Below are 22779 nucleotides of genomic sequence, written 5' to 3'. Positions count from 1 at the left end.
CGATATGTAGTCTCTTCGGGTCGCACTCGAACACTTCCCCAGATTCCCTGTCCCGGAGGGTGGACCGACCGTATGTCAGCCAAACAAACCCAGCACGACGCCGCCGACGCCTTGTTCCGGGCCATCATCGAAACCCTGGACAAGCACCGCAATGAGCGGACCCTGACCGAAGACGTGCTGGACTCCCTGGCCCGGGCCTACGCGTCGATCTCGACGAACGTCCCCGAGCAGGGCCGGTTGGGCTAACACTGGCACAGCGGGTGCCGGGTCCACTGGCGCGCGACGATGGCGCTGCTGTTCAGGTCGAATTCCAGCGTCGCGTTCAGGGCCGACGGGGGAGCGGGCCGCTGGCCGCGGACCGCAGCGATGACCTGGTTCACCTGGCCGAGCGCCAGCGCCGCGGTCGCCAGCAGGGTGGCCCGGTCCGCGACGCCGACGGTGTCGCGCAGTTGCGCGGCGATGGCGGGCCACGCCGCGTCGCGGTCGCGGCGGTGCAAGTCCGCGCAGCTCAAGCAGCTGGTGACGCCCGGGATGACGAGCGGTCCGACCAGCCCGGTGCCGTCGCGTACCCGTACCGCCAGGTGTGGGACACCCGTGCTGTGCAGATCGCGCAGGATCCGCGGATCGGCAACCAAATAATCGGCCAACACCACCAGGTCGACGGTGCTGGACACCGTCGCGTGCGGTTGGCTGCTGTGCCCGATCCGGACCCCCGAGCTGCGCAGGGCCGGCACCAGTAGGTCAGACAGCGGACCCCGTCCGTGCACCCTGATCGACGCCGCGCGGGCGGCGGTGGGTCGCGAACCTCGGGTCGCGACCCCGTGGTTGACCAGCTGGGTGACCAGGTCGGTCAGGTCCTCGCCGTCGGCCTGGCGCTGCAGCTCGGTCATCGGCGTCGGTGACCGCATGGACCGCAACACGGCGGCCAGTTTCGTCGCGGTCAATTCACCGGGCGGGCGGACCAGCACGGCCCGGCGCGGATCCCAGCCCACCTGGACCGCGCCGTCGGGTCGCAGCAGCACCGGCATGGCCGGGTCCAGGCAGTACAAGCAAGGTGCGGGCCGCGCCATGACGTGTCACGCTGCCACGCCGGCGGGGACCGTCGTACTCAGTTATCCACAGGACCGGTGTCGTGGCCGTCGTCGTCGAGCTTGGCCTGCAGGTCGGAAAGCGCCTTGTCGATCCCGCTGGTGTCGCCGCCGATCACCGCGTCGATGAAGGCCGCCGGGTCGTCCAGGTCATCCGCGCCGGGCAGTAGGTCAGGGTGTTGCCAGACCGCGTCGCGCGCATCCATGCCCGCAGCCTGCGTCAGGCGCTCCCACAACGCCCCGGCCTCGCGCAGTTTGCGCGGGCGCAGTTCCAGCCCGACCAGCGTGGCGAACGTCTGTTCGGCGGGTCCGCTGCTGGCCCGGCGTCGGCGCAACGTCTCGCTCAGCGCAGCTTCGCCGGGCAGGCGGTCACCGACGGCGGCGGTCACCACCGTCTGCACCCATCCCTCGATCAACGCGAGCAGCGTCTCCAGCCGTTCCAGCGCCTGAGTCTGCGCCGGGGTGGCCTTGGGCTCGAACACCCCCTGGCTCAACAGCTGTTCCATGGCGGCCGGGTCGGCCAGCGACGCCGGGTTGAAGTCGCGGGCCAGCTCCTCGATTCCGCTCATATCGATCTGCATGCCCTGGGCGTAGGCCTCGACGGCGCCCAGCAGCTGGCTGGACAACCAGGGCACGTGACTGAACAACCGGTGATGGGCGGCCTCGCGGGCGGCCAGAAACGTCATGATCTCGCTGCGCGGCTGCTCGAGCCCGGCGGCGAAGGCCTCCACCGCGTCGGGCATGATCGCGGCAATTCCTTTGGGCCCCAACGGTAGACCGATGTCGGTGGAGGTCAGCACCTCCTTGGACAGCCGGCCCAGGGCTTGGCCGAGCTGAGAGCCGAATGCGATGCCGCCCATCTGCGACATGACCTGCAGCAGTGGCCCCGCCATACCCTTGGCTTCCTCCGGCAGCGAGGACACCCACACCGACGAAATCTGTTGCGCCATCGGGTCACACAGCCGTTTCCAGGTGTGCAGGGTGTTGTCGACCCAATCGGTGGGGCTCCAGCCCGTGGCCCTGGTGGTGCCGGCCGGCAGTGCCGTGGCGCCGTTCAGCCACGTCTCGGCCAGGTGCACCGCGTCGGAGATCGCCGAATTGGTGGTGGCCGGAATGGGAGCGACGAACCCGAGCGAACCGGACGCCACCTGGCGGGCCAGGTCGTAGTTGACCGGGCCGCTGTCCTTTCCCGATGCCCCCGACGCCATCGCGCTGCCGACACCGCCGAACATCTCACCCAGCCGGGTGAACAGCTGGCCGAGGTTGGCCATGTCGAAGTCGCCGCCCAAACCGAACGGGTTCGCGCCCGATCCGGAGTTGGGATCGTTCTTCCCGCGCTTCTCGTGCTCGGGGTCGTCTCCCGAGGAGAAGCCGAAGGGCAGGTCAGCCATGGGGTCAACGGTACCCACCGGGGAAACAGAAAGCGCGGTGCGCCGTCACGCTCGCAGCTGAATCGGTCGTGGACGGCGCCGATTAGTGTGTTCTGCGTGAACAGGCGGATTTTGACGTTGATGGTCGCGCTGGTGCCGATTGTGGTGTTCGGCGTGCTGCTGGCGGTGGTGACGGTTCCGTTTGTGTCACTGGGCCCGGGACCCACCTTCGACACCCTGGGGGAGGTCGACGGCAAGCAGGTGGTCCAGATCGAGGGGACCCAGACCCACCCCACGACCGGTCACCTCAACATGACGACGGTGTCCCAGCGCGACGACCTGACCCTGGGTGAAGCCATCACGCTGTGGATCTCGGGTCAGGAACAGCTGGTTCCGCGCGATCTGGTCTACCCGCCGGGAAAGTCGCGCGACGAGGTCGACAAAGCCAACAACGCCGACTTCAAGAACTCCGAGGACAGCGCCGAGTACGCCGCCCTGGGGTATCTGAAGTACCCCGAGGCGGTGACGGTGGCCACGGTCACCGGGGACGGGCCGTCCGCGGGCAAGCTCAAGCCGGGCGACGCCCTCGATGCCGTCGACCGCACGCCGGTGGCCACGGTCGAGCAGTTCACGGCGCTGTTGAAGAACACCAAGCCGGGCCAGGTGGTCACCATCGACTTCCGGCGCAAGAACGAGCCACCCGGCGTCGCGGAGATCACCCTGGGCAGCAATAAGGACCGCGACTACGGGTTCATGGGGGTCGGCGTGGTGGACGCGCCGTGGGCGTCGTTCAGCGTGAACTTCAACCTGGCCAATATCGGCGGCCCGTCGGCCGGGCTGATGTTCAGCCTGGCTGTCGTCGACAAACTCACCACCGACGACCTGGCCGGTTCGACGTTCGTGGCGGGCACGGGAACCATCAGCGTCGACGGCAAGGTCGGGCCGATTGGGGGCATCACGCACAAGATGGCGGCCGCCCGCGCGGCCGGCGCCACCGTCTTCCTGGTGCCGGCGAAGAATTGCGTCGAAGCGGTCTCCGAGATCCCGTCCGGGTTGCGGCTGGTGAAGGTCGAAACGCTGAGCTCGGCAGTCGACGCGCTGCGCGCGATGAAGGCGGGGGCGGCCACCCCGAGTTGCTAGCCCCGCGGGCAGGCCGGGCCGGTCGGCGCGATGCGTACAGTTGTGACCGTCGGGAAACTAGAGCAGGGAGCGTAGCCAGTGGGAATGCGGCCCGCCGCAAGGATGCCGAAGCTGACTCGGCGTAGCCGGATTCTGATCCTGATCGCACTCGCGGTGATCGTGTTGCTGCTGGCCGGCCCGCGCCTGATCGACGCCTACGTGGACTGGCTGTGGTTCGGCGAACTCGGCTTCCGATCGGTGTTCACCACCGTGCTGGTCACGCGCATCGTGGTGTTCCTGGTGGCCGGGCTGCTGGTCGGCGGCATCGTGTTCGCCGGTCTGGCGACGGCTTACCGCACCCGCCCGGTGTTCGTCCCGAGCAACGAAAACGACCCGGTGGCGCGGTACCGCGCGGTGGTGATGAGCCGGCTGCGGTCGGTGGGCATCGGTGTCCCGGCGTCGTTCGGCGTGCTGGCCGGCATGGTGGCGCAGAGTTACTGGGTGCGGGTGCAGCTGTTTCTGCACGGCGGCGACTTCGGCATCACCGATCCGCAGTTCGGCAAGGACCTCGGGTTCTACGCATTCGAGCTGCCGTTCTACCGGTTGGTACTCAGCTACCTGTTCGTCGCGGTCTTCCTGGCGCTGCTGGCCAATGTGGTCGCGCATTACCTGTTCGGCGGCATCCGGCTGTCGGGGCGCGCGGGGGTGCTGAGCCGCTCGGCACGGATCCAGTTGGTCACCCTGGTCGGTGTCCTGGTCGTGCTCAAAGCGGTGGCCTACTGGCTGGACCGGTACGAGTTGCTGTCGCACACCCGCGGCGGCAAGCCGTTCACCGGCGCCGGTTACACCGATATCAACGCCGTACTGCCGGCGAAACTAATCCTGATGGCGATCGCGCTGATCTGTGCGGCCGCGGTCTTCTCCGCGATTACGCTGCGCGACTTGCGGATTCCGGCCATCGGCTTGGTGCTGCTGTTGCTGTCCTCGCTCATCGTGGGTGCCGGGTGGCCGCTGATCGTCGAGCAGATCAGCGTCAAACCCAATGCCGCGCAGAAGGAAAGCGAATACATCAGCCGAAGTATCGCGGCGACCCGGCAGGCGTACGGTCTCACGTCAGATGTGGTGACTTACCGCAACTACACCGGCGACAGTCAGGCGACCGCGCAACAGGTCGCGGCCGACCGCGCCACCACCTCCAACATCCGGTTGCTCGATCCCACGATCGTCAGCCCGGCGTTCACCCAGTTCCAACGCGGCAAGAACTTCTACTTCTTCCCCGAGCAGCTGTCCATCGACCGCTACAAGGACCGCACCGGTGCGCTGCGCGACTTCGTCGTCGCCGCCCGCGAACTGAACCCGGACCGGTTGATCGACAACCAGCGCGACTGGATCAACCGGCATACGGTGTACACCCACGGCAACGGGTTCATCGCGTCACCGGCCAACACCGTGCGCGGCATCGCCAACGACCCGAACCAGAACGGCGGCTACCCGCAGTTCCTGGTCAACGTCGTCGGCGCCAACGGCAGCATCGTGTCCGACGGTCCGGCCCCGCTGGACCAGCCCCGGGTCTACTTCGGACCGGTCATCGCCAGCGCGACCGCCGACTACGCGATCGTCGGTAAGACCGGGGCGGACCGCGAGTACGACTACGAGACCAGCAACGAAACCAAGAACTACACCTACACCGGCGGTGGTGGGGTACCGATCGGCAGCTGGCTGACCCGGTCGGTGTTCGCGGCGAAGTTCGCCGAGCGAAACTTCTTGTTCTCCAACGTGATCGGCTCCAACAGCCGGATCCTGTTCAACCGCGACCCGGCGCAGCGGGTGGAGGCGGTGGCGCCGTGGCTGACCACCGACAGCGCGGTCTACCCGGCCATCGTCAACAAGCGGCTGGTGTGGATCATCGACGGATACACCACCCTGGACAACTATCCGTACTCCGAACTCACGTCGTTGTCGTCGGCGACGGCGGACTCGGCCGAGGTGGCGTTCAACCGGCTGGCCCCCGACAAGCGGGTCTCCTACATCCGTAATTCCGTCAAGGCAACCGTGGACGCCTACGACGGAACCGTCTCGCTTTACCAGCAGGACGAGAACGATCCGGTGCTCAAGGCTTGGATGCGGGTGTTCCCGGGCACCGTGAAGGCCAAGAGTGAGATCTCCGCCGAACTGGCCGATCATCTGCGGTACCCCGAGGACCTGTTCAAGGTGCAGCGCATGCTGCTGGCCAAGTATCACGTCAACGACCCGGTGACGTTCTTCTCCACCTCGGACTTCTGGGACGTGCCACTGGACCCCAACCCGACCGCCAGCAGCTATCAGCCGCCGTACTACATCGTCGCCAAAAACCTTGCCAAGAACGACAATTCGCCGTCATATCAGTTGACCAGCGCAATGAACAGGTTCAAACAGGACTTCCTGGCCGCCTACATCAGCGCCAGTTCGGACCCCGCGACGTACGGCAAGCTCACGGTGCTCACGATTCCGGGCAACGTCAACGGACCGAAGCTGGCCAACAACGCCATCACCACCGACCCGGCGGTGTCCCAGGACCTCGGGGTGATCGGGCGCGACAACCAGAACCGCATCAAGTGGGGCAATCTGCTCACGTTGCCGGTGGGGGAGAACGGTCTGCTCTACGTCGAACCGGTCTATGCATCGCCGGGGGCCAGCGACGCCGCGTCGTCGTATCCGCGGTTGATCCGGGTGGCGATGATGTACAACGACAAGATCGGTTACGGGCCGACGGTCGGCGACGCGCTCACCGGGTTGTTCGGGCCGGGTGCGGGTGCCGCGGCGACCGGAATTCAGCCCACCGATGCGGGCTTGCCGCCCAACTCGCCAGGCACGCCACCGCCGGCGTCCGGACCGGGCGCGCCGCCGCCGACGGCCGCGATCCCGTCACCCCCCGATGGTGCGAGCACCTTGTCTCCGGCCAAAGCCGCTGTGCTGCAAGAGATTCAGGCTGCGATCGGAGCGGCCCGGGATGCGCAGAAGAAGGGTGACTTCGCTGCGTACGGGTCGGCGCTGCAGCGGCTCGACGAAGCCATCACCAAGTTCAACAGCACGAAGTAGGGAGGCGGGTCGCCCGACCCGCGCGCACCGCTCCGCGGGCGTCGTGCCCCGCCCTGCTCGCCGCCGCCCGCCCGCCCCGCTCCGCCCCGCTCCGCCCCGCTCCGCTCCGCTCCGCTCCGCGAGCGTCGTGCCCGCCGCGAGCGCCCTCATATGTGCGCTGAACGGCCACTTTCTGCGGCATTATGGGGACGCTCGCCGCGGTCTCAAGCATCCTTCGCGTCGGCCATACACTCGGCGCGACACGTAACACTCAATAAGAAGAAGGCGACCATGCCCGAACCTGCGGTCCTCGTCGAACGTGACGGCCACGTATTGACGCTCACTCTCAACCGTCTCGAGAAGCGCAACGCCTTCAACCCGGAGATGTTGTGTCGCTTGGCCGATGCCTGGGATCTGCTCGACAGCGACCCGGAACTCAGAGTCGCCATCATGACGGGGGCGGGCGGAAACTTCTCTGCCGGTGCCGATCTCGACCGTTTAGTCGGTGCGCTGCTGTCCGGTGAACCGGCTCAGAATGAGTACGAAGAGCGTGTGCGGCAGGACTTTTCGTTGATCTATAAGGGTTTTCTGAAGGACCACTACGTCAAGAAGCCCATTGTCGCCGCGGTGGAAGGCTACTGCTACGCGGGCGGCATGGAGATCCTGCAGGCGTTCGACATTCGGGTCGCTGCCGAGGACGCGCAGCTCGCGGTCAGTGAGGTGCAGCGCGGACTGTTCCCGATGAGCGCGTCGACGGTGCGGCTGCCGCGTCAGATCCCGTACACGGTCGCCATGGACATGTTGATCGTCGGCGACCCGATCACCGGTCGACGGGCTTATGAAGTGGGGTTGGTCGGGCACGTGACCCCGAGCGGCGGTGCGCTGGTGCGGGCCCGCGAACTGGCCGAGAGGTTGGCCGCCAACGGCCCTCTGGCGGTGCGCAACATCAAGGCGTCGGTGGTCGAGAACCTGACCAAGGCCGAAGCCGACGCGTTTCCTCGGGAATTGGAGTTGGGGATAGAGGTGATGGGCTCGCACGACGCCCAGGAGGGCCCGCGCGCCTTCCTGGAGAAACGCCCGCCGAACTTCACCGGAGTCTAGGGTTCGCCGAGCCTGCCAGGCGATTTGGTGGGCTCCCCGACGTTGGGTAACCTTGCGTTTACCGACGCGGGGTGGAGCAGCTCGGTAGCTCGCTGGGCTCATAACCCAGAGGTCGCAGGTTCGAATCCTGTCCCCGCTACCAACGTGAATGGTCCTCAGGCAGCAGCCTGGGGGCCATTTTCGTGCCTATCGGGAAACACTGTGGCGACCTCCGCAAAGCTAACGGTCGCAAGGGAACGCTTCGGCGCTACGCAGCGAGTCAGCAGGGGTGTTCTGGACCGTTCGGTCCGATCAAGCCAGTCGCGCTCTGGCCTACGTCGGCCTGACCCGCGGCCGCGACGCAAACATCTCGCCATCTACCCCGTTGTCACCATCGCAGCCCACCAACTCCACGAAGCCGGCGCAGGCATCCGCGAGATGCGCCTGGGCATCAAATACGCAGCCCCCCAGCAGCTCCTGCCCTCAGTTGCAGGCTTGGCGCCGGCGCGAGGCCCAGCCCCCCGCAAGTGACATCGCCTACCACGCATCACCGCCACCACCTACCAGCGTCGTCACCGCAAACGCAATGGGTACGGTCTCGAACTCTAATTGCCTACCGCCTGAACCCGTTCTGCTGCCCTCGTCACTGCGTGGCGTTGACTTCGGTCAACACCAGCGCCGCTTCGTTGTACGGAAACAGGCGGTAGAACACGCGAGAGGCGCCGGTAACGAGGGCTGCCGCCTCAGCCTTGCTGACGAGGCGCGGATCAGCGAGCGCGATACTCTTGCCGCGCTTGTGAAGCACCGCCTGTCCAGCAGCGAAAACATTCTTCAGCCAGTCCGATTTCAGCCCGTACCCGACGAGAACGACGAAGCCGTCGCGGATGGGAAAAACCAACAGCGGCGTTCGATAACGCTTGCCTGACTTGCGTCCGACATGTTCGAGTGTTCCTTGACCTGGAAGCCACGGCGTGATCGACCGAGCCGTTGGGTTGGTGACTCGATTATTGAACTTTGCCACGGCCCTTGGCACCCGCATGGACCCTCCCCGTTCCTATCCGAGCTTGAAATGATCAGTATCTGTGGGAACGCTACGGCCCGGAGCGGATCGCCGTCACTAGGGAGTTAGCTGGTGCCATGTCGCGGAGGTCCGGTGCGATGGGCCCACCGAGGCGCGACATCATTGACGCCGTAGCACTGGCATCGTGGTTCTTGATGTCGGCCGTTACATCCGCGTCTGCTCCCAGTACGTCGTCGATCTCGGCCGCTGTGTCGCGCCAGGCGTTCCTGCGCCGCTGATCCCAAATCGGTGGCAATGTCCCTACTCATGCCGGCATGGGCACCAGCGCGCTGATGTCGTCACCTTGCATGAGCTTCATGATCAGGTTCAGGTCAAAATAGGTGGTCCAGCGAGCAATCCGCCCCTCGCCGTCGACGACGAAGGTCCCCATGACCGGAATGGCCGGCTTGCTTCCCTCGGGAGTCGAGTCAATCAACGGAAGGATTACCGACAGGTTCTCCTGTCCCCGCTACGAGCGTGAATGGCCCTCCGCGAGCCCCTTCAACCGCTTCAACGTATCCGCCAGGGTGCGCCCCACCTGCCGCACCGCAATCCGGTCCGCGATATAGCCCAGCAACCCCCCGGGTGCTTGGTATGACAGCCGGAACGTCACTTTGGTCTCGCCGTCGCCGGCGTCGCGCAGCCGGATCCGGCCGCGCAGTGTGATACCCGTGATACCCACGAAAGCCACATCGCGGCCCTCGTCGAATTCCACCACCTCGATCAACCCGCCGATGGGGACCGAGCCGATCTTCCAGTGCACGATGTACCGCGCACCCACGCCGGCGGCCTGTTCGCTGGCCGTCTCCCAGCGCTCGAGGTTGCTCATGAAAGACGGGTAGCTGTCCGGGTCGCCGACCAGCTTCCACACCGCATCCCGGTCCGCGTCGATCACGCACTGCCGTTCGACGCGCATCAGCCCAGCACCGGGAATCGACGTTCGGCGGCCAACCGATCGACGCCGCCCTGCAGACTTTCTATGACCTTGTCGTGCACCGCCTGATCGTCCCCGTCGACCTCGATCGGTTCCTGCACCTCGATCACGATCTTGCTGGGCAGCGGTATGTGGCCCGCGAGGTCGCTGATGTTCAACCCCCAGGGGAACGCCAGCGATATCGGAATACTCTTGAGCCGCAACAACTTATCCGCCATGAGCAGCTTGGCCAGCCATTGGCCGCGGTTGAGGAACAGCGCACTTTCCTGGCCGCCGACGCTGGCGACCGGAACGATCGGCACGCCGGCATCACGGGCCAGTCGCACGTATCCCATCCGGCCGCCGAAGTCGACCTTGTGCCGTTCCCATGATGGCCGGAACACCTCGTAGTCGCCGCCGGGGTAAACCAGCAGCGCGGCTCCGGATTCCAGTGCCAGACGGGCATTTTCGTGGTTTGCGGCGACGGTGCCGAACTTGCGTAGCCAGCCCAGCGGCGGCGCGGAGACGACAAGATTGTGCGCCAATTGGTAGAAGGGCCGCTCGACACCGAAGTACGAGCAGAACGCAAGGGTGAAGACGAACGTGTCGGGCGGGACATTCCCGCCGCTGTGGTTGCCGACCAGCAGCACCGGCCCGTCGGCGGGAATGCGGTCCAGCCCGCGTACGTCGGCCCGGAAGTAGAGCGACGCGATGAGCCACGTTCCCGGCAGTTGATCGCGGATGTAGTCCGGGTCGCGTTGGTCGAGATCGGCTTTGGGGACCCGGGACGCCACTTGCTTGCGGGTCCAGTCCATGACCTCGCCGATGACGCCCATGTTCGTCCTGTCCCTCGGTCCGCGTCGATGCGGGCAATCGTCTCGTGTGTAGCAACCGACTACCCGCAGGGCTTTGCTTTCACACCAGCGAATCGACACCGGAAAATCAGCATCTCGCCCCCTGCTTGCAAAGACCATCGGCAACCGGAAATGACTGCGGCACAACCGAGTCCAGATACATCAGACCAGCTTTCACGCGACCCCACTCGAATGAACGGCGTTGTCGGCAGAGCGCGGTAGGGTCCGGTCCATGTCGGACAGTAGAAAGCGCAGGAAGGCCAAGCAGGCGCGGCGCGCTGCGCGTCGGAAGCGTCGCGAGCAGCAGCAGGAAGAAGAGTTCTCGCTTGTTGACGCGGTGCGGGAGGCGCTCGCCGACGAACATCCGTTGGCCCTGCTGCACACGGTGAGTTTCCTCATCCAGGCGACGTTGCCTCGATATTGCGCCGATGAAGCCGATGAAGCCGATGAAGAGGTGGTCGGCCTCGACGAACTCATCGACAGCTTCATCGCTACCGAGCTTCGCGAAACGACGGCGCTCCTAGCGGTGCTGGCCGCGCTGCTCGATGACGAGGAGCAGCGGACGCGTTGCCAACGAGAAGTCGCCGCGCGCGACCACGACCTGCCTCCGTGGATCATCGAGCTACCTGACACGCAGGTCGATCGGGCGGTGCGGATGACGCACGTGCTCGGTGACGGCGACGAGGTGATGCTCGCTGTGCGCCTGCCCTCCGGACACGAGATTGCCTGCGCGGCCTACGTCGATCACGCCAGTTCGACCGAGGTGACGGAGGCGTTCTTCGTTCCCTCGTCGCTGCAGGAAGTTCTCGACGTCGCGACGCGCAGCCGCACCGATACCGACAGCACGTTCGTCGAGATGAGCCTGGCCGACGCCCGCGCCTGGTTGCGACGGGGTGTCGAGGTAGAGGGCGTGACGTCGATGTCCGACGAGTCGGACACGTGGCCGGCAAGTCGTCCGCTGCTCCGGTGGCTGGTCCGGCGGCTACCGGAGGGAGGCAGTGACTATCAACCGCCGTTTTACAGCGCGGCACAGGTCAACGAGTTGTTGGACAGGTTCTTCGCCACCGCGCCGGGCCGGGGGTTCGACGACTACGACCGGGAGTTGTTGCGCGCGTGCATCAAAGACGGCACCGGGGATCCGTTGCGCTGGAGTGCCGGACGCCTACGTGGCCTACCGGAGCGACTGCCGGACCTCGACGACTATCCCTGCGGTCGGTCCGGCACGGTGCAAAATCTGCCGGATCTGCTGCGGGCGTACGTTCCGTTCGCGCACGCCGAAAGCGGCATCCGCGCGGAACTGACTACCGAAGCCCTGGCCGCCATCGACGAGCTCGAGCCAGAGCTTCGCCGCGGTCAACCGCCCCCGCCGCCCAGCCGCGATATGGATTCAGACCTGCGCAAATGGGTAAAATCGTAGGCGCCTTCACAAACTAGGGCTACCGGTATTCGGGCCTCGCGGCAAAATCAGTGCCGAGCTTGGTTCTTGGAGGGGATATGGCGTCGAAGCGGATCACCAGACAGGTCGAGGAGCAATCCGCCCAGGTCAGGTGGTTGTCACCATGTTGAGAACCGGTGCGGGGTACCCCAACGTGGTCGTGACGGCAGTGGCGTCCACGACCGCGCTCGCGGCGGACGCCGAAGAAACGTGGCAGCGACTGCTCGGGGGCCACAGCGGCATCCGGGAACTGGACAAACCGTTCGTCTCAGAATTCGACTCCCCGGTCCGCATCGGTGGGACGTTGCGCGAGGACTTCGATGAGCATCTCAACCGCGTCGAACTGCGTCGGTTCGCCTTCATGCAGAAGATGGCGGCGGTGCTGAGCCGACGGCTGTGGGAGCAGGCCGGATCCCCGGAGGTCGACACCGATCGGCTGATGGTGGCGGTCGGTCTCGGCCTGGGCAGTACCGAGGACATCCCGCTCTGGCACAACGTCTGGAAGGTCAAGGGGCTGCGCGCGGTGACGCCGATATCGGTGCAGAAGCACATGCCGAACGCGCCGGCCGCCGTGATCGGGCTCGACATGAAGGCCAAGGCAGGCGTGATGACGCCGGTGATGGCCGACGCGTCCGGCACCGCGGCCATTGCGCATGCCTGGCAGAACATCGTGCTCGGAGAGGCCGACGTCGCGATTGCCGGCGGCGTCGAGACAGTGATCGAAGCGGTGCCCGTTGCCACCTTCTGGCAGCTCGGCATGCTTTCCACCAGCAATGACAATCCTGCCGGCGCCTGCCGCCCCTTCGACGTGACCCGGGAAGGCATGGTGTTCGGCGAAGGGGGCGCACTGCTGCTGATCGAAACCGAGGAGCACGCCAAAGCCCGCGGGGCAACGATCCTGGCCCGGTTGATGGGCGCGGCCACTACCTCGGACGGATGCGATCTGGTGCGCCCGGATCCCAGTGGCGAGCGGGCTGGCGACGCCATCGCCCGCGCGATTGACGTCGCCGGGCTGGAGCCGGCGGACATCGATCACATCAACGCGCACGCCGCCGGCACGACGTTCGGCGACGTCGCCGAAGCGCGCGCGATCCGCCGAGCGCTGGGCGGTCACGCGCCCGCGGTGTACTCGGCCAAAGCGGCGCTGGGGCACTCGCTCGGCGCGGCGGGTGCCATCGAGGCGGTGCTGACCGTACAGGCGCTGCGCGACGGGATCGTGCCGCCCACGTTGAACCTCGACACCGTCGACCCTGAGATCGACCTCGACATCGTCACCGGCGAGCCGCGTCGGGGTAATTACCGTTATGCCGTCTCGGAGTCGTTCGGGCTGGGCGGGAACAACGTCGCCGTGGTGTTCGGCGCGGCCTGATCACGTGCCCGGCGAGTGCCACTCCGGCGGTCGAAGGGGTATAGGAGTGGATGTGAAGCGACTCAACGGTGTGGACGCCTTGATGCTGTACAGCGAGACACCGGAGATCCACATGCACACGTTGAAGATCGGCGTGCTCGACATCTCTAATTTCGAGCAGGACTTCAGTTTCGAGGCATTCCGGCAGATCGCCTATCCGCGGCTGATGGCGCTGGAGCCGCTGCGCTATCAGTTGGTGGACATTCCGCTCCAGCTGCACCACCCGATGTGGCGGACCAACGAGGACATCGACGTGGACTACCACCTGCGCCGGGCCCGCGTACCGGCGCCGGGCGGCCGACGTGAACTCGACGAACTGATCGGTCACATCGCGGCCACACCGCTGGACCGCTCTCGTCCGCTGTGGGAGATGTACGTTGCTGACGGCCTCGAACAGGGCCGCATCGCGATCATCCACAAGGTTCACCATGTGCTGGCCGACGGCGTCGCCTCGGCCAACCAGATGGCCCAGGCGATGGCGACTGAGCACCCGGACGCCGTGCACCGCACCGGCACCGGCCACCTGCCGACGCGCACACACCTGCTCGGCACGGCCGCACGGGACCACGCCGGGTTGATCCGCAAGCTGCCCCGGCTGGTCAGTGAGACGGCCGGCGGCGTGCAACGGGTGCGACGCCGAGCCAAAGAGCGGGGCACCCACCCCGACCTGGCCCGCAATTTCGCGCCGCCGCAGAGTTTCATCAATCACCGGGTGACTCCCGGGCGCCGGTTTGCAACCGCGCCGCTGGCGTTGGCCGATGTGAAGGAGACGGGTCGGCATCTCGGCGTCACGCTCAACGACGTCGTGCTGGCCACCGTGGCCGGTGCGTTGCGCCGACTGTTGCTGCGCTACGACGGGCTGGCCGACGCCCCGTTGATCGCCGGCGTTCCGGTGAGCTTCAACACCTCGCCGGAACGCTTGGCGGGCAACGAGTTCACCTACATGACTCCGTCGTTGCCGGTCCATGTCGACGATCCGCTGGAGCGGGTGAGGTTGACGTCGGTCGCGACCAAGATCGCCAAGGAGAACCACCAGCTGCTCGGCCCCACGGTGCTGCCGGCGTGGTTGTCCTATCTGCCGCCATCGTTGGCGCCGAGGTTGTTTCGGACGCAGGCCCGCCGCGTGGAGTCGGCCAGTGTGATGAACCTGACCGTGTCGAATGTGCCCGGCCCGCGGGAACGGGGACACATCCAGGGCGCCGTTGTCAGCGAGATCTACTCTGTCGGACCGATTGTCGCTGGCAGCGGCATGAACATCACGGTGTGGAGCTACGTTGATCAGCTGGCCATCTCGGTGCTGACCGACGATGTGACGCTGGCCGATCCGCACGAGGCCACCGATGCGTTGATCGATTCGTTCATCGAACTGCATAGTGCTGCAGGACTTTCCGATAGTCTGACGCCGGTGGGCACGGCGCTGCCGGTGGCCACGGCGGTGCCGGCGGCCGGGTGAACGCCGGGATTTCAGCGTTACCCTCAATATCATTGTCGCACTGAGCGACTCATGAAAGGACGCCATGACGGACCCCGGTAGGCTGGCACGCCGCAAGGCGACCGTCATCGAGCACATGCAGAGCGAGAACGTCCAGGAATGGGACCGGACGATGGCGACGTTCAGCCACCCCCGCTACGAGTTGCCGGACGGGACGGTGTTCGACGGCGCCGACGAGGTGATGCGGTACTGGATAGATGGCCGCTCCATGGTGCCTGATCAGCGCAACGAACTGATCGAACTGACTCACTTGGACGGTGACCAGGTCCTGATCGAATTCTGGTTGCGTGGCACCCCGTCGGCGACGGGTGAACCGTTCGAGGTGCGGTTGTGGGCAGTCTTCGATTTCGACGACGCGGACCTGATCACCGGCGAGCGGGTCTATGCCAGCTGTCCACTCGGTGCGGAATGATTCCGCCCCGGCCGCCCACAGATGTTTTCGTCCACCCGGTGACGGGAACCTCAACGTGTGCCGAATCGCGAGGAGCCGATCACAGCTATGCCCGGTGAGGTGACGGAATCGGTCCGCAGCCTTATTCCCGCCCGCATCGACCGCCTGCCCTGGTCTCCGTTCCACACTCGCATGGTGGTGGCGCTCGGGGTGGCCTGGATCCTGGACGGCCTGGAGATCACCGTGGCCAGCGCGGTGGCCGAGACCCTCACCGAACCTGCGACGCTGCACCTGTCGCCGGCGTCGGTCGGTTTCCTGGCGACGGTCTATCTGGCCGGCGAGGTGTTCGGCGCGCTGTTCTTCGGCCATCTGTCCGACAAGCTGGGCCGACGCAATCTGTTCACCATCACCTTGGGTGTGTACCTGATCGGCAGCGCCCTGACTGCGTTCACGCTGGGCAACAACTTCGGCTGGCTGCTGTTCCTCTACATCACCCGGTTCATCGCCGGAATGGGCATCGGCGGCGAATACGCCGCTATCAACTCGGCGATCGACGAACTGATCCCGGCCCGTTACCGCGGCCGGGTCGACATCGCGGTCAACGGCACCTATTGGGCCGGGGCCATCCTCGGCACGCTGGGCACCTTCGTCTTCCTCAAGATGATCGACCTCAGCCTGGGCTGGCGGCTAGCTTTTCTGATCGGGCCGGTGCTCGGCCTGGTCATCGTGTTCGTCCGGCGGAACCTGCCGGAAAGCCCCCGTTGGCAGGTGATGAACGGCCGCGCCGAGGAGGCCGAGCAAACCATCACCCTCATCGAGCACGCCATCAAATCCACCGGCGTCTCGCTGCCCCCCGTCGATCCGGCGAAGGCGATCGACCTGCTCCCCGCCGAGAAGATCGGATATCTGACGCTGACCCGGGTGCTGTTCCGGCTCTATCCGAGCCGGGCCGTGCTGGGCGCCTCGTTGATGATCAGCCAGTCGTTCCTGTACAACGCCATTTTCTTCACCTACACGCTGGTGCTGGGCAAGTTCTACGACGTTCCGGCGCAGTCGACGCCGTTGTATCTGATCGCGTTCGCGGTGGGAAACCTGTTGGGACCGTTGACACTCGGACATTTTTTCGACACGATCGGCCGGCGCAAGATGATCGCCGGCACCTACCTGCTGTCCGGATTGCTGCTGGCGGTGAGCGCTGTCCTGTTCAAGGCGGGCGTGCTCAGTGCGCTGACTCAGACCGTGGCCTGGTGCGCAATTTTCTATGTCGCGTCGGCCGGGGCGAGTGCGGCCTATCTGACGGTCAGCGAGATCTTCCCGCTGGAGGTCCGGGCGAAGGCGATTGCGGTGTTCTTCGCCATCGCCCAGTGTTTCGGCGCCCTGGGCCCGGTCATCTACGGTGCGCTGATCGGCGACGGCTCTGAGTCGATGCCGCTGTTCCTGGGCTACCTGCTGGGCGCGGGGGTGATGATCGCCGGCGGGTTGATCGCCTGGTTCCTGGCCGTTGACGCCGAGGGTAAATCGCTGGAAGACATCGCCACCCCACTGGCAGCTGCCACCGAATGAGGTGTATGTATGTCTTCGACCGCATTAAGCAGCTAGTGCGGGTTTGCTGCGGATAATGTCAGATGATGAGCGATCGCTCGGTGGGGCCGGACAGAGCTCGAGAGGGATACCAGTGGTCTTCCGTGCAGACCAGGAGATCGGCAGAGATCTCGCCGCTGTCGATTGGTCCTCCACCCCACTAGGGCCCGTCGACGAGTGGCCGCAAAGTCTGCGTACGGCGGTCAGTATCCTTTTGTCGTCCCAGTTTTCGATGTGGATGGGGTGGGGACCCGAGCTCACTTTCTTCTGCAACGCCGCGTACCGCCGCGACACCCTGGGACGCAAATATCCGTGGGCGCTGGGCCGGCCGGCCAGTGAGGTGTGGGCCGAGATCTGGCCGGATATCTCGCCGCGCGTGGAGCGCGTGCTGGATGCCGAGGAGTCGACCTGGGACGAGGCGTTGCTGCTCATCCTGGAGCGGTCCGGCTACCCCGAGGAGACCTACCACACGTTCTCCTACAGCCCGCTGCGTGACGACGACGCGCGCGTGGTCGGTTTGCTGTGTGTCGTCAGCGAGGACACCGGCCGGGTGATTGCGCAGCGTCGTATGGCGACGATGCGCGACCTGGGTTCCGATCCCAGCGTGGGACGCACGGAGCGGCAGATGCTGGATTTCGCCGCTCAGCAACTCAGTCTCAACCCCTACGACCTGCCCTTCACCATCACCTATCTGTTCGACGACCGGGGTGACGCGCAGCTCGCCGGTGTCAGTGGGATCGCTGCCGGGCACCCGGCGGCACCGGAGATCGTGCCGCGGTCCGGTACGTCGGTGTGGCCCGTGGAACGGGTATCGCACGGTGAATCCGAACTCGTCGAACTGGACGGCGCCGCACTGCAGCTGCCGTCCGGCGCCTGGCGCGAACCGCCCACCCGCGCACTGCTGGTGCCGCTGCTGCAACAGGGTGGCCCACCGGTCGGATTCCTGGTCGCGGCGCTGAACCGGCACCGTGAGTTCGACGACGGTTACCGCGGTTTCGTGGAGTTGGTCGCCGGCTACCTGGCCACCGGCGTGAGCGATGCCCGCAGCTATGAGGCGCAGCAACAGCGCGCCGAGGCACTCGCCGAGCTCGACCGCGCCAAGACCACGTTCTTCTCCAATATCAGCCACGAATTCCGCACTCCGCTCACCCTGATCCTCGGGCCCGTCGAAGAGCTGAGCGGCCGAGCGGTCGGCGTCGACGACTACGCGCGCCAGGAACTGGAGCTGGTGCACCGCAATGTCCTGCGGCTGGCCAAGCTGGTCAACACGCTGCTGGACTTCTCGCGCATTGAGGCGGGCCGGATGCGCGCCCGGTTCGAACCCGTCGACCTCGCCACGGCCACCGCCGAACTGGCCAGCGTGTTCCGCTCGGCGATCAGCCAGGCCGGTCTGACGTTCGTGGTGGACTGCCCGCCGCTGCCCGAACCGGTGTACCTGGACCGTGAGATGTGGGAGAAGGTGATCCTGAACCTGCTCTCCAATGCGCTGAAGTTCACCTTCGAGGGCTCCATCACCGTCCGGGTGGCCCGGGAGGACGACCACGCCGTCGTCACGGTGACCGACACCGGGATCGGCGTGCCGGCAGCGGAGATGCCCCGGCTCTTCGAACGCTTCCACCGGATCGAAACGGCCCGCGCCCGGTCCACCGAGGGCAGTGGTATCGGCTTGGCGCTGGTCAAGGAACTCGTCGGATTGCACGAGGGCACGATCACCGCGGAGAGCCAGGAGGGCGTGGGCACGTCGTTCCGCGTACGGTTGCCGTTCGGCGCGAGTCATCTGCGCACCGACGAATTGAGCACGGCACCCGCCGCGCCCCCGGCCACCGGCGCGGTGGCCGCACCGTTTGTGCAGGAAGCGTTGCGCTGGCTGCCCGGCCCGCCGGACCAGCCCGACGCCGCTCCGGTGGCAGGGGCCCGGGCCCGCGTCCTGGTCGCCGACGACAACGCCGACATGCGTGAATACCTGGCCAATCTGCTGGGCGCGGCGGGCTATGCGATCAGCACATTCAGTGACGGCGTGACGGCGCTGGAAGCCATCCGCACCCAGCTTCCGGATCTGGTGATCAGCGACGTGATGATGCCGGGCCTGGATGGTCTGCAGCTGCTGGCCGCGCTGCGCAACGATCCACGTACCGCGGCGCTGCCTGTCCTGCTGCTGTCCGCGCGCGCCGGTGAGGAGGCTTCTGTCGAGGGTCTGCTGGCCGGTGCGGACGACTACCTGGTCAAGCCTTTCGTCGCCGCGGATCTGCTGGCCCGGGTGCGTACCAACGTCGATCTCGCGCGCCTGCGGACCCACCACGCCCGGTGGCGCACCGCCCTGGTGGACTCCTTGCAGGAAGCCTTCTTCATCTGCGACGAGCACGGCGCGGTCATCGAAATCAACACTGCCTTCACCGATATTCTCGGCTTCGGCCCCGAAGATCTGCCTTATGAGCCCCTGCACCCGTGGTGGCCGGACGCCGAGACCGACCCCGAGGGTCACCGACTGGCCGGAGAGGCGTTCGCGGCGCTACTGAGCCAGAACCAGGGTGGCTACACCATCCCGGTCGTGCACCGGGCCGGGCACCGGGTGTGGGTGGCGGTCAGCTTCAACCATGCCGCCGATCCGGACACCGGGCGCCAGGTCATGGTGGGCACGATGCGTGACGTCACCGCCGAGCACTATTTCGTGCAACGGCAGACGGCGCTCGCTGCGCTCAATCAGCAACTGGCGCAAGCTGATACATTGGATGAGGCGCTGCGTGGCGCGGCCGAGGAGTTGCGCCGGGTGTGGCAGGCCCGCACTGTGCTGGCGGTGACGTTCCCCAGCGACGCCCCGCGCGGGAGTGCCCCCCAGCTCGTGTGCGCCGGCGACGCGGTCAAGTGGACCGATCTGCCACCGGCCCGGCGCGAACTGATCGAGTCACTGCGCGGCGCCGACCTGCTCACCACCGTCAGCGACGAGGCGGGCAGCGCGGGTATCGCGCTGCAGCAGCCCCGCGGGATCCTGGTCGTCTGGATTCAGCTGGCCGAGAACCGGGAGTTCACCCCCGCCGACCACACGTTGCTCACGGTGCTGGCCGGGCGGCTCGGACAAGGGCTGCAGCGGGTCTACCAATTGGACGAGCAGCGCGAAACAGCGGTGGCGCTGCAGCACGCCATGCTCGGTCCGGCGCACCCGCCCGGCGGCATCGCCGTGCGCTACCACCCCGCGAGTCGTCCGCTTCAGGTCGGTGGCGACTGGTACGACGTCGTCGACCTCGACGACGGGCGGGTCGCCCTCATTGTGGGTGACTGCGTCGGGCACGGGTTGGCGGCCGCCACGGTGATGGGCCAGCTGCGTAGCGCATGTCGCGCGCTGCTGCTCGAACAATCAAGTCCCAGTGCGGCTCTCGCGGGTCTGGACAGGTTCGCCGCACAGTTGCCCGGCGCCCGGTGCACCACCGCGTTCTGCGCGGTACTCACGCTCGACACCGGAGAACTGTTGTACGCCAACGCAGGTCATCCGCCGCCCATCCTGGTGCATGCCGACGGCACCAAGGTGTTGCTGGACGGTGAACACGGCCTGCCGCTGGCGCTGCGGCCGCAGTGGCTGCGGCCGGAAACGCAGATCACGATGCCGCCGCGGGCGACGTTGTTGCTCTACACCGACGGGCTGGTTGAACGCCGCGGCGCATCGCTCGACGACGGGATGGCCCGCGCTGCCGATCTGGTGCAGGACAGTCGCTCGCAGGAGCTCGACGAGGTAGCCGACCACCTGATGGCCGGCCTGGAACCCACCGGTGGTTATCCCGACGACGTGGCCGTGCTGCTTTATCGCCAACCTGCCCCGCTGACAATGGAATTCACCGCCAACACCAACCACCTGGCCGGCAGCCGAGCTGCCCTGCGCGGCTGGCTGACCCAGGTCGGCGTCGACCCGCACCAGATTCAGGACGTGCTCACCGCCACCGGAGAGGCGGTCGCGAACGCGATCGAGCACGGTCACCGCGACCGTCCCGAGGGCACCGTCTCGCTGCGCGCGAGCGCAGTGGTCGACCGCCTGCAGGTCACGGTCACCGACACCGGAGTGTGGAAAACTCCGACGGCCACCCCAGGGATGAGCCGTGGTCGCGGAATCTCCCTGATGCGAGTTCTGATGGAAGACTTCAGCATTCACTCCACCGACGCCGGCACGACCGTTCACCTGTACTCGAGGATCGCGTAATGGCTACACCGCTCAGCCTCAACACAGACCGTGCCGCAGACGGGACGCCCCGGGTGGTGGCGACGGGTGAGATCGACCTCAGCAACATCGTGGTGTTCAAACGGGCGCTCACCGCCGCCAACGGCGGCACCCGCGGGCCCATCACGATCGATCTCAGCGCGGTCAGGTATGTGGACAGCGCCGGCATCAACGCGCTCTTCGATCACGCCGACGCTGTCGACGATCTGCATGTGATCGTCCATCCGCTGCTCGTCCGGGTGCTCACCGTCAGTGGTTTCAGCAAGATCGCGACCGTCGAGTCGGCCGGTGTGGACGGCGCCCGCTGACTACCGGCGGGAAGCCTGAGTCGCGCGGGTTATGGTTCGGTGATGGGTGATTCCGCGAACCAACACGTGGTCGTCGTCGGCGGTGGTCTGGCCGGCCTGGCGGCGACGGTGTGGCTGGCCGAACTGGGCTACGCGGTGACGCTGCTGGAGAGCAACGGTTCGTTGGGTGGTCGCACCATTGGTCTGACGTCGGGCCACGGCGATGCCATCGAAAACGGCCAGCATGTCCTGGCCGGCTCGTACGACTGCATCTTCCGCTACCTGGAATCCATTGGCACCCGGCAGTTTTTGACGTTTCCCGACGAGTTCGGCGTACGTTACCCGGGCGGGCATGTCGAGACGTTCGGCCTGCGCCCGGCCCACGCGCGACGCATGCTGCTCGGCCGGGTCCGCGGGCTGGGCATCCCCACCCTGCTCAAGACAGCACCGGCGTGGGGCCGACTCGTTCGCGAGGTCATCCGGTTCGACGACGCCCTGGACGACATCACCGTCGAGGAGTGGTTCGACCGCCTCGGCTTCCCGGCCGCGGTACGGCGAATCATGCTCAACTCCATGGTGATCGGGCTGTTGAACGAACAGCCGCAGCTGGCCTCCGCGCACGCGTTCGCGGCACTGCTGCGCACCGGCGCCGACCGCGTCCGTCGGGGTGGCAGCGCCGCAGCGCGAATCGGTTATCCGACAGTCGATCTGGAGACGCTGTACCTCGAGGGTGCGCGGCGGGTGATGGCCGAACGGGGGGTGGACGTGCGGCTGCGCACCCGGGCGGTGTCGGTCACCGTCACCGACGGTCGAGCCGACGGGGTGCAGGTGTCCGACGGTTCGACGATCGACGCCGACGCGGTGGTGCTCGCCGTGCCCTCCTGGAACCTGCGTTCGTTGCTGGACGAGGTGCCGGGTTCGGAGGATGCCCGACTGGCGGCCAAGCAACTCGAGCCGATCCCGATCATGAACGCCTACGTGCTGCTCGACCGTCCGTTGGAAACCGTCGCTCCCTGGGAGTCGTTGCTCGACAGCGATATCGGCTGGGTCTTCGACCGGGACCGCATGCACGGTCCGCGCGAAGACGGCAACCACCTCTACGCGCTGACCACCTGTGCCGCCTACGACCTGATGCCGCTGAAGAACCGCGAGGTGGCTGACCGCCTGGTGGAGGCGCTCAAAGCCAGCTATCCGGCCGCCCGGGACGCCCGGGTGCTGGACGTGACCGTGGTGCCGTGGCCCAAGGCCACCTTCTCCTCACGGGTCGGGATGTCCACCATCCGCCCGGGAAACCGCACCGCGCTGCCCAACCTCGCGCTGGCGGGGGACTGGACGCACAACGACTGGCCGACCACCATGGAGGGTGCGGCTCAAAGTGCTGCTCGGGCAGTCGATCTCGTTCATTCAGCGCTCACGCCCGGGAGGTGAGCGGTACCGGCC

The 22779-nt window shown here is 66.5% G+C and carries 18 protein-coding genes and 1 tRNA gene; 13 read left to right on the top strand and 6 right to left on the bottom strand.

The features are described from left to right. The first annotated feature begins 72 nt into the window (after window positions 1-72). Complete coding sequence (locus tag AC5Y3Z_RS03130) at window positions 73-246, top strand: hypothetical protein (RefSeq protein ID WP_463828217.1); 174 nt, start codon at window positions 73-75, stop codon at window positions 244-246. Here the strand turns inward: AC5Y3Z_RS03130 and AC5Y3Z_RS03125 are convergent. Beyond that, complete coding sequence (locus AC5Y3Z_RS03125; protein ID WP_463828216.1) at window positions 243-1070, bottom strand: cyclodehydratase; 828 nt, start codon at window positions 1068-1070, stop codon at window positions 243-245. The genes AC5Y3Z_RS03130 and AC5Y3Z_RS03125 overlap by 4 nt on opposite strands. Window positions 1071-1108: 38 nt before the next feature. After that, window positions 1109-2479, bottom strand: coding sequence for a zinc-dependent metalloprotease (locus tag AC5Y3Z_RS03120; protein ID WP_473139216.1), 1371 nt, complete (start codon window positions 2477-2479; stop codon window positions 1109-1111). A 96-nt stretch (window positions 2480-2575) separates the two neighbouring features. Between AC5Y3Z_RS03120 and AC5Y3Z_RS03115 the strand changes: the two genes are divergently transcribed. The 4 genes from AC5Y3Z_RS03115 to AC5Y3Z_RS03100 all read left to right on the top strand — a co-directional run bounded on the left by AC5Y3Z_RS03115 (window position 2576) and on the right by AC5Y3Z_RS03100 (window position 7877). After that, window positions 2576-3598: a YlbL family protein gene (locus AC5Y3Z_RS03115; protein ID WP_463828214.1), complete on the top strand. Its 1023-nt coding sequence runs from the start codon at window positions 2576-2578 to the stop codon at window positions 3596-3598. Between the two features lie 78 nt (window positions 3599-3676). After that, window positions 3677-6655, top strand: a complete 2979-nt coding sequence (locus tag AC5Y3Z_RS03110; RefSeq protein WP_473139215.1) for a UPF0182 family protein — start codon at window positions 3677-3679, stop codon at window positions 6653-6655. Between the two features lie 270 nt (window positions 6656-6925). Then, the gene (locus AC5Y3Z_RS03105) at window positions 6926-7735 is read left to right on the top strand and encodes an enoyl-CoA hydratase-related protein (RefSeq protein WP_499917798.1); all 810 of its coding nucleotides are present in this window, start codon (window positions 6926-6928) and stop codon (window positions 7733-7735) included. Between the two features lie 65 nt (window positions 7736-7800). After that, window positions 7801-7877: transfer RNA gene (locus tag AC5Y3Z_RS03100), tRNA-Met, on the top strand. Between the two features lie 480 nt (window positions 7878-8357). On the opposite strand, the gene AC5Y3Z_RS03095 is transcribed toward AC5Y3Z_RS03100, so the two are convergent. From AC5Y3Z_RS03095 to AC5Y3Z_RS03080, 4 genes are all read right to left on the bottom strand, one after another. Continuing rightward, complete coding sequence (locus AC5Y3Z_RS03095) at window positions 8358-8753, bottom strand: nitroreductase family deazaflavin-dependent oxidoreductase (RefSeq protein ID WP_473139213.1); 396 nt, start codon at window positions 8751-8753, stop codon at window positions 8358-8360. 286 nt (window positions 8754-9039) lie between these two features. After that, window positions 9040-9210: a hypothetical protein gene (locus AC5Y3Z_RS03090; protein ID WP_473139212.1), complete on the bottom strand. Its 171-nt coding sequence runs from the start codon at window positions 9208-9210 to the stop codon at window positions 9040-9042. 33 nt (window positions 9211-9243) lie between these two features. Beyond that, window positions 9244-9690 (bottom strand): SRPBCC family protein, encoded by a 447-nt coding sequence (locus AC5Y3Z_RS03085; RefSeq protein WP_463827519.1) that lies wholly within the window; start codon window positions 9688-9690, stop codon window positions 9244-9246. Continuing rightward, window positions 9690-10523: a lysophospholipid acyltransferase family protein gene (locus AC5Y3Z_RS03080; RefSeq protein ID WP_473139211.1), complete on the bottom strand. Its 834-nt coding sequence runs from the start codon at window positions 10521-10523 to the stop codon at window positions 9690-9692. The genes AC5Y3Z_RS03085 and AC5Y3Z_RS03080 overlap by 1 nt, the downstream gene beginning before the upstream one ends. A 250-nt stretch (window positions 10524-10773) precedes the next feature. On the opposite strand from AC5Y3Z_RS03080, the gene AC5Y3Z_RS03075 reads away from it, so the two are divergent. From AC5Y3Z_RS03075 to hpnE, 8 genes are all read left to right on the top strand, one after another. Next, window positions 10774-11958, top strand: coding sequence for a hypothetical protein (locus tag AC5Y3Z_RS03075; protein WP_473139210.1), 1185 nt, complete (start codon window positions 10774-10776; stop codon window positions 11956-11958). A 142-nt stretch (window positions 11959-12100) separates the two neighbouring features. After that, window positions 12101-13345, top strand: coding sequence for a KasA/KasB family beta-ketoacyl-ACP synthase (locus AC5Y3Z_RS03070; RefSeq protein WP_473139209.1), 1245 nt, complete (start codon window positions 12101-12103; stop codon window positions 13343-13345). Between the two features lie 52 nt (window positions 13346-13397). Next, entirely contained in the window at window positions 13398-14837 is a 1440-nt protein-coding gene (locus AC5Y3Z_RS03065) for a WS/DGAT/MGAT family O-acyltransferase (RefSeq protein ID WP_473139285.1), read from the top strand. Between the two features lie 64 nt (window positions 14838-14901). Next, on the top strand, window positions 14902-15288 hold the full coding sequence (locus AC5Y3Z_RS03060; RefSeq protein WP_473139208.1) for a nuclear transport factor 2 family protein: 387 nt from the start codon (window positions 14902-14904) through the stop codon (window positions 15286-15288). A 99-nt stretch (window positions 15289-15387) separates the two neighbouring features. Next, window positions 15388-16830: an MFS transporter gene (locus tag AC5Y3Z_RS03055; RefSeq protein WP_473139207.1), complete on the top strand. Its 1443-nt coding sequence runs from the start codon at window positions 15388-15390 to the stop codon at window positions 16828-16830. A 55-nt stretch (window positions 16831-16885) separates the two neighbouring features. Further along, window positions 16886-21034, top strand: a complete 4149-nt coding sequence (locus tag AC5Y3Z_RS03050; RefSeq protein WP_473139206.1) for a SpoIIE family protein phosphatase — start codon at window positions 16886-16888, stop codon at window positions 21032-21034. Continuing rightward, complete coding sequence (locus AC5Y3Z_RS03045; protein WP_463827526.1) at window positions 21034-21360, top strand: STAS domain-containing protein; 327 nt, start codon at window positions 21034-21036, stop codon at window positions 21358-21360. Before AC5Y3Z_RS03050 ends, AC5Y3Z_RS03045 begins: the two co-directional genes overlap by 1 nt. 42 nt (window positions 21361-21402) lie before the next feature. Then, on the top strand, window positions 21403-22767 hold the full coding sequence (gene hpnE, locus AC5Y3Z_RS03040; RefSeq protein WP_463827527.1) for a hydroxysqualene dehydroxylase HpnE: 1365 nt from the start codon (window positions 21403-21405) through the stop codon (window positions 22765-22767). Window positions 22768-22779 lie beyond the last annotated feature (12 nt).

It is taken from the genome of Mycobacterium sp. NGS61, assembly GCF_059812325.1.
This window is presented reverse-complemented; position numbering and strand designations above follow the sequence as displayed.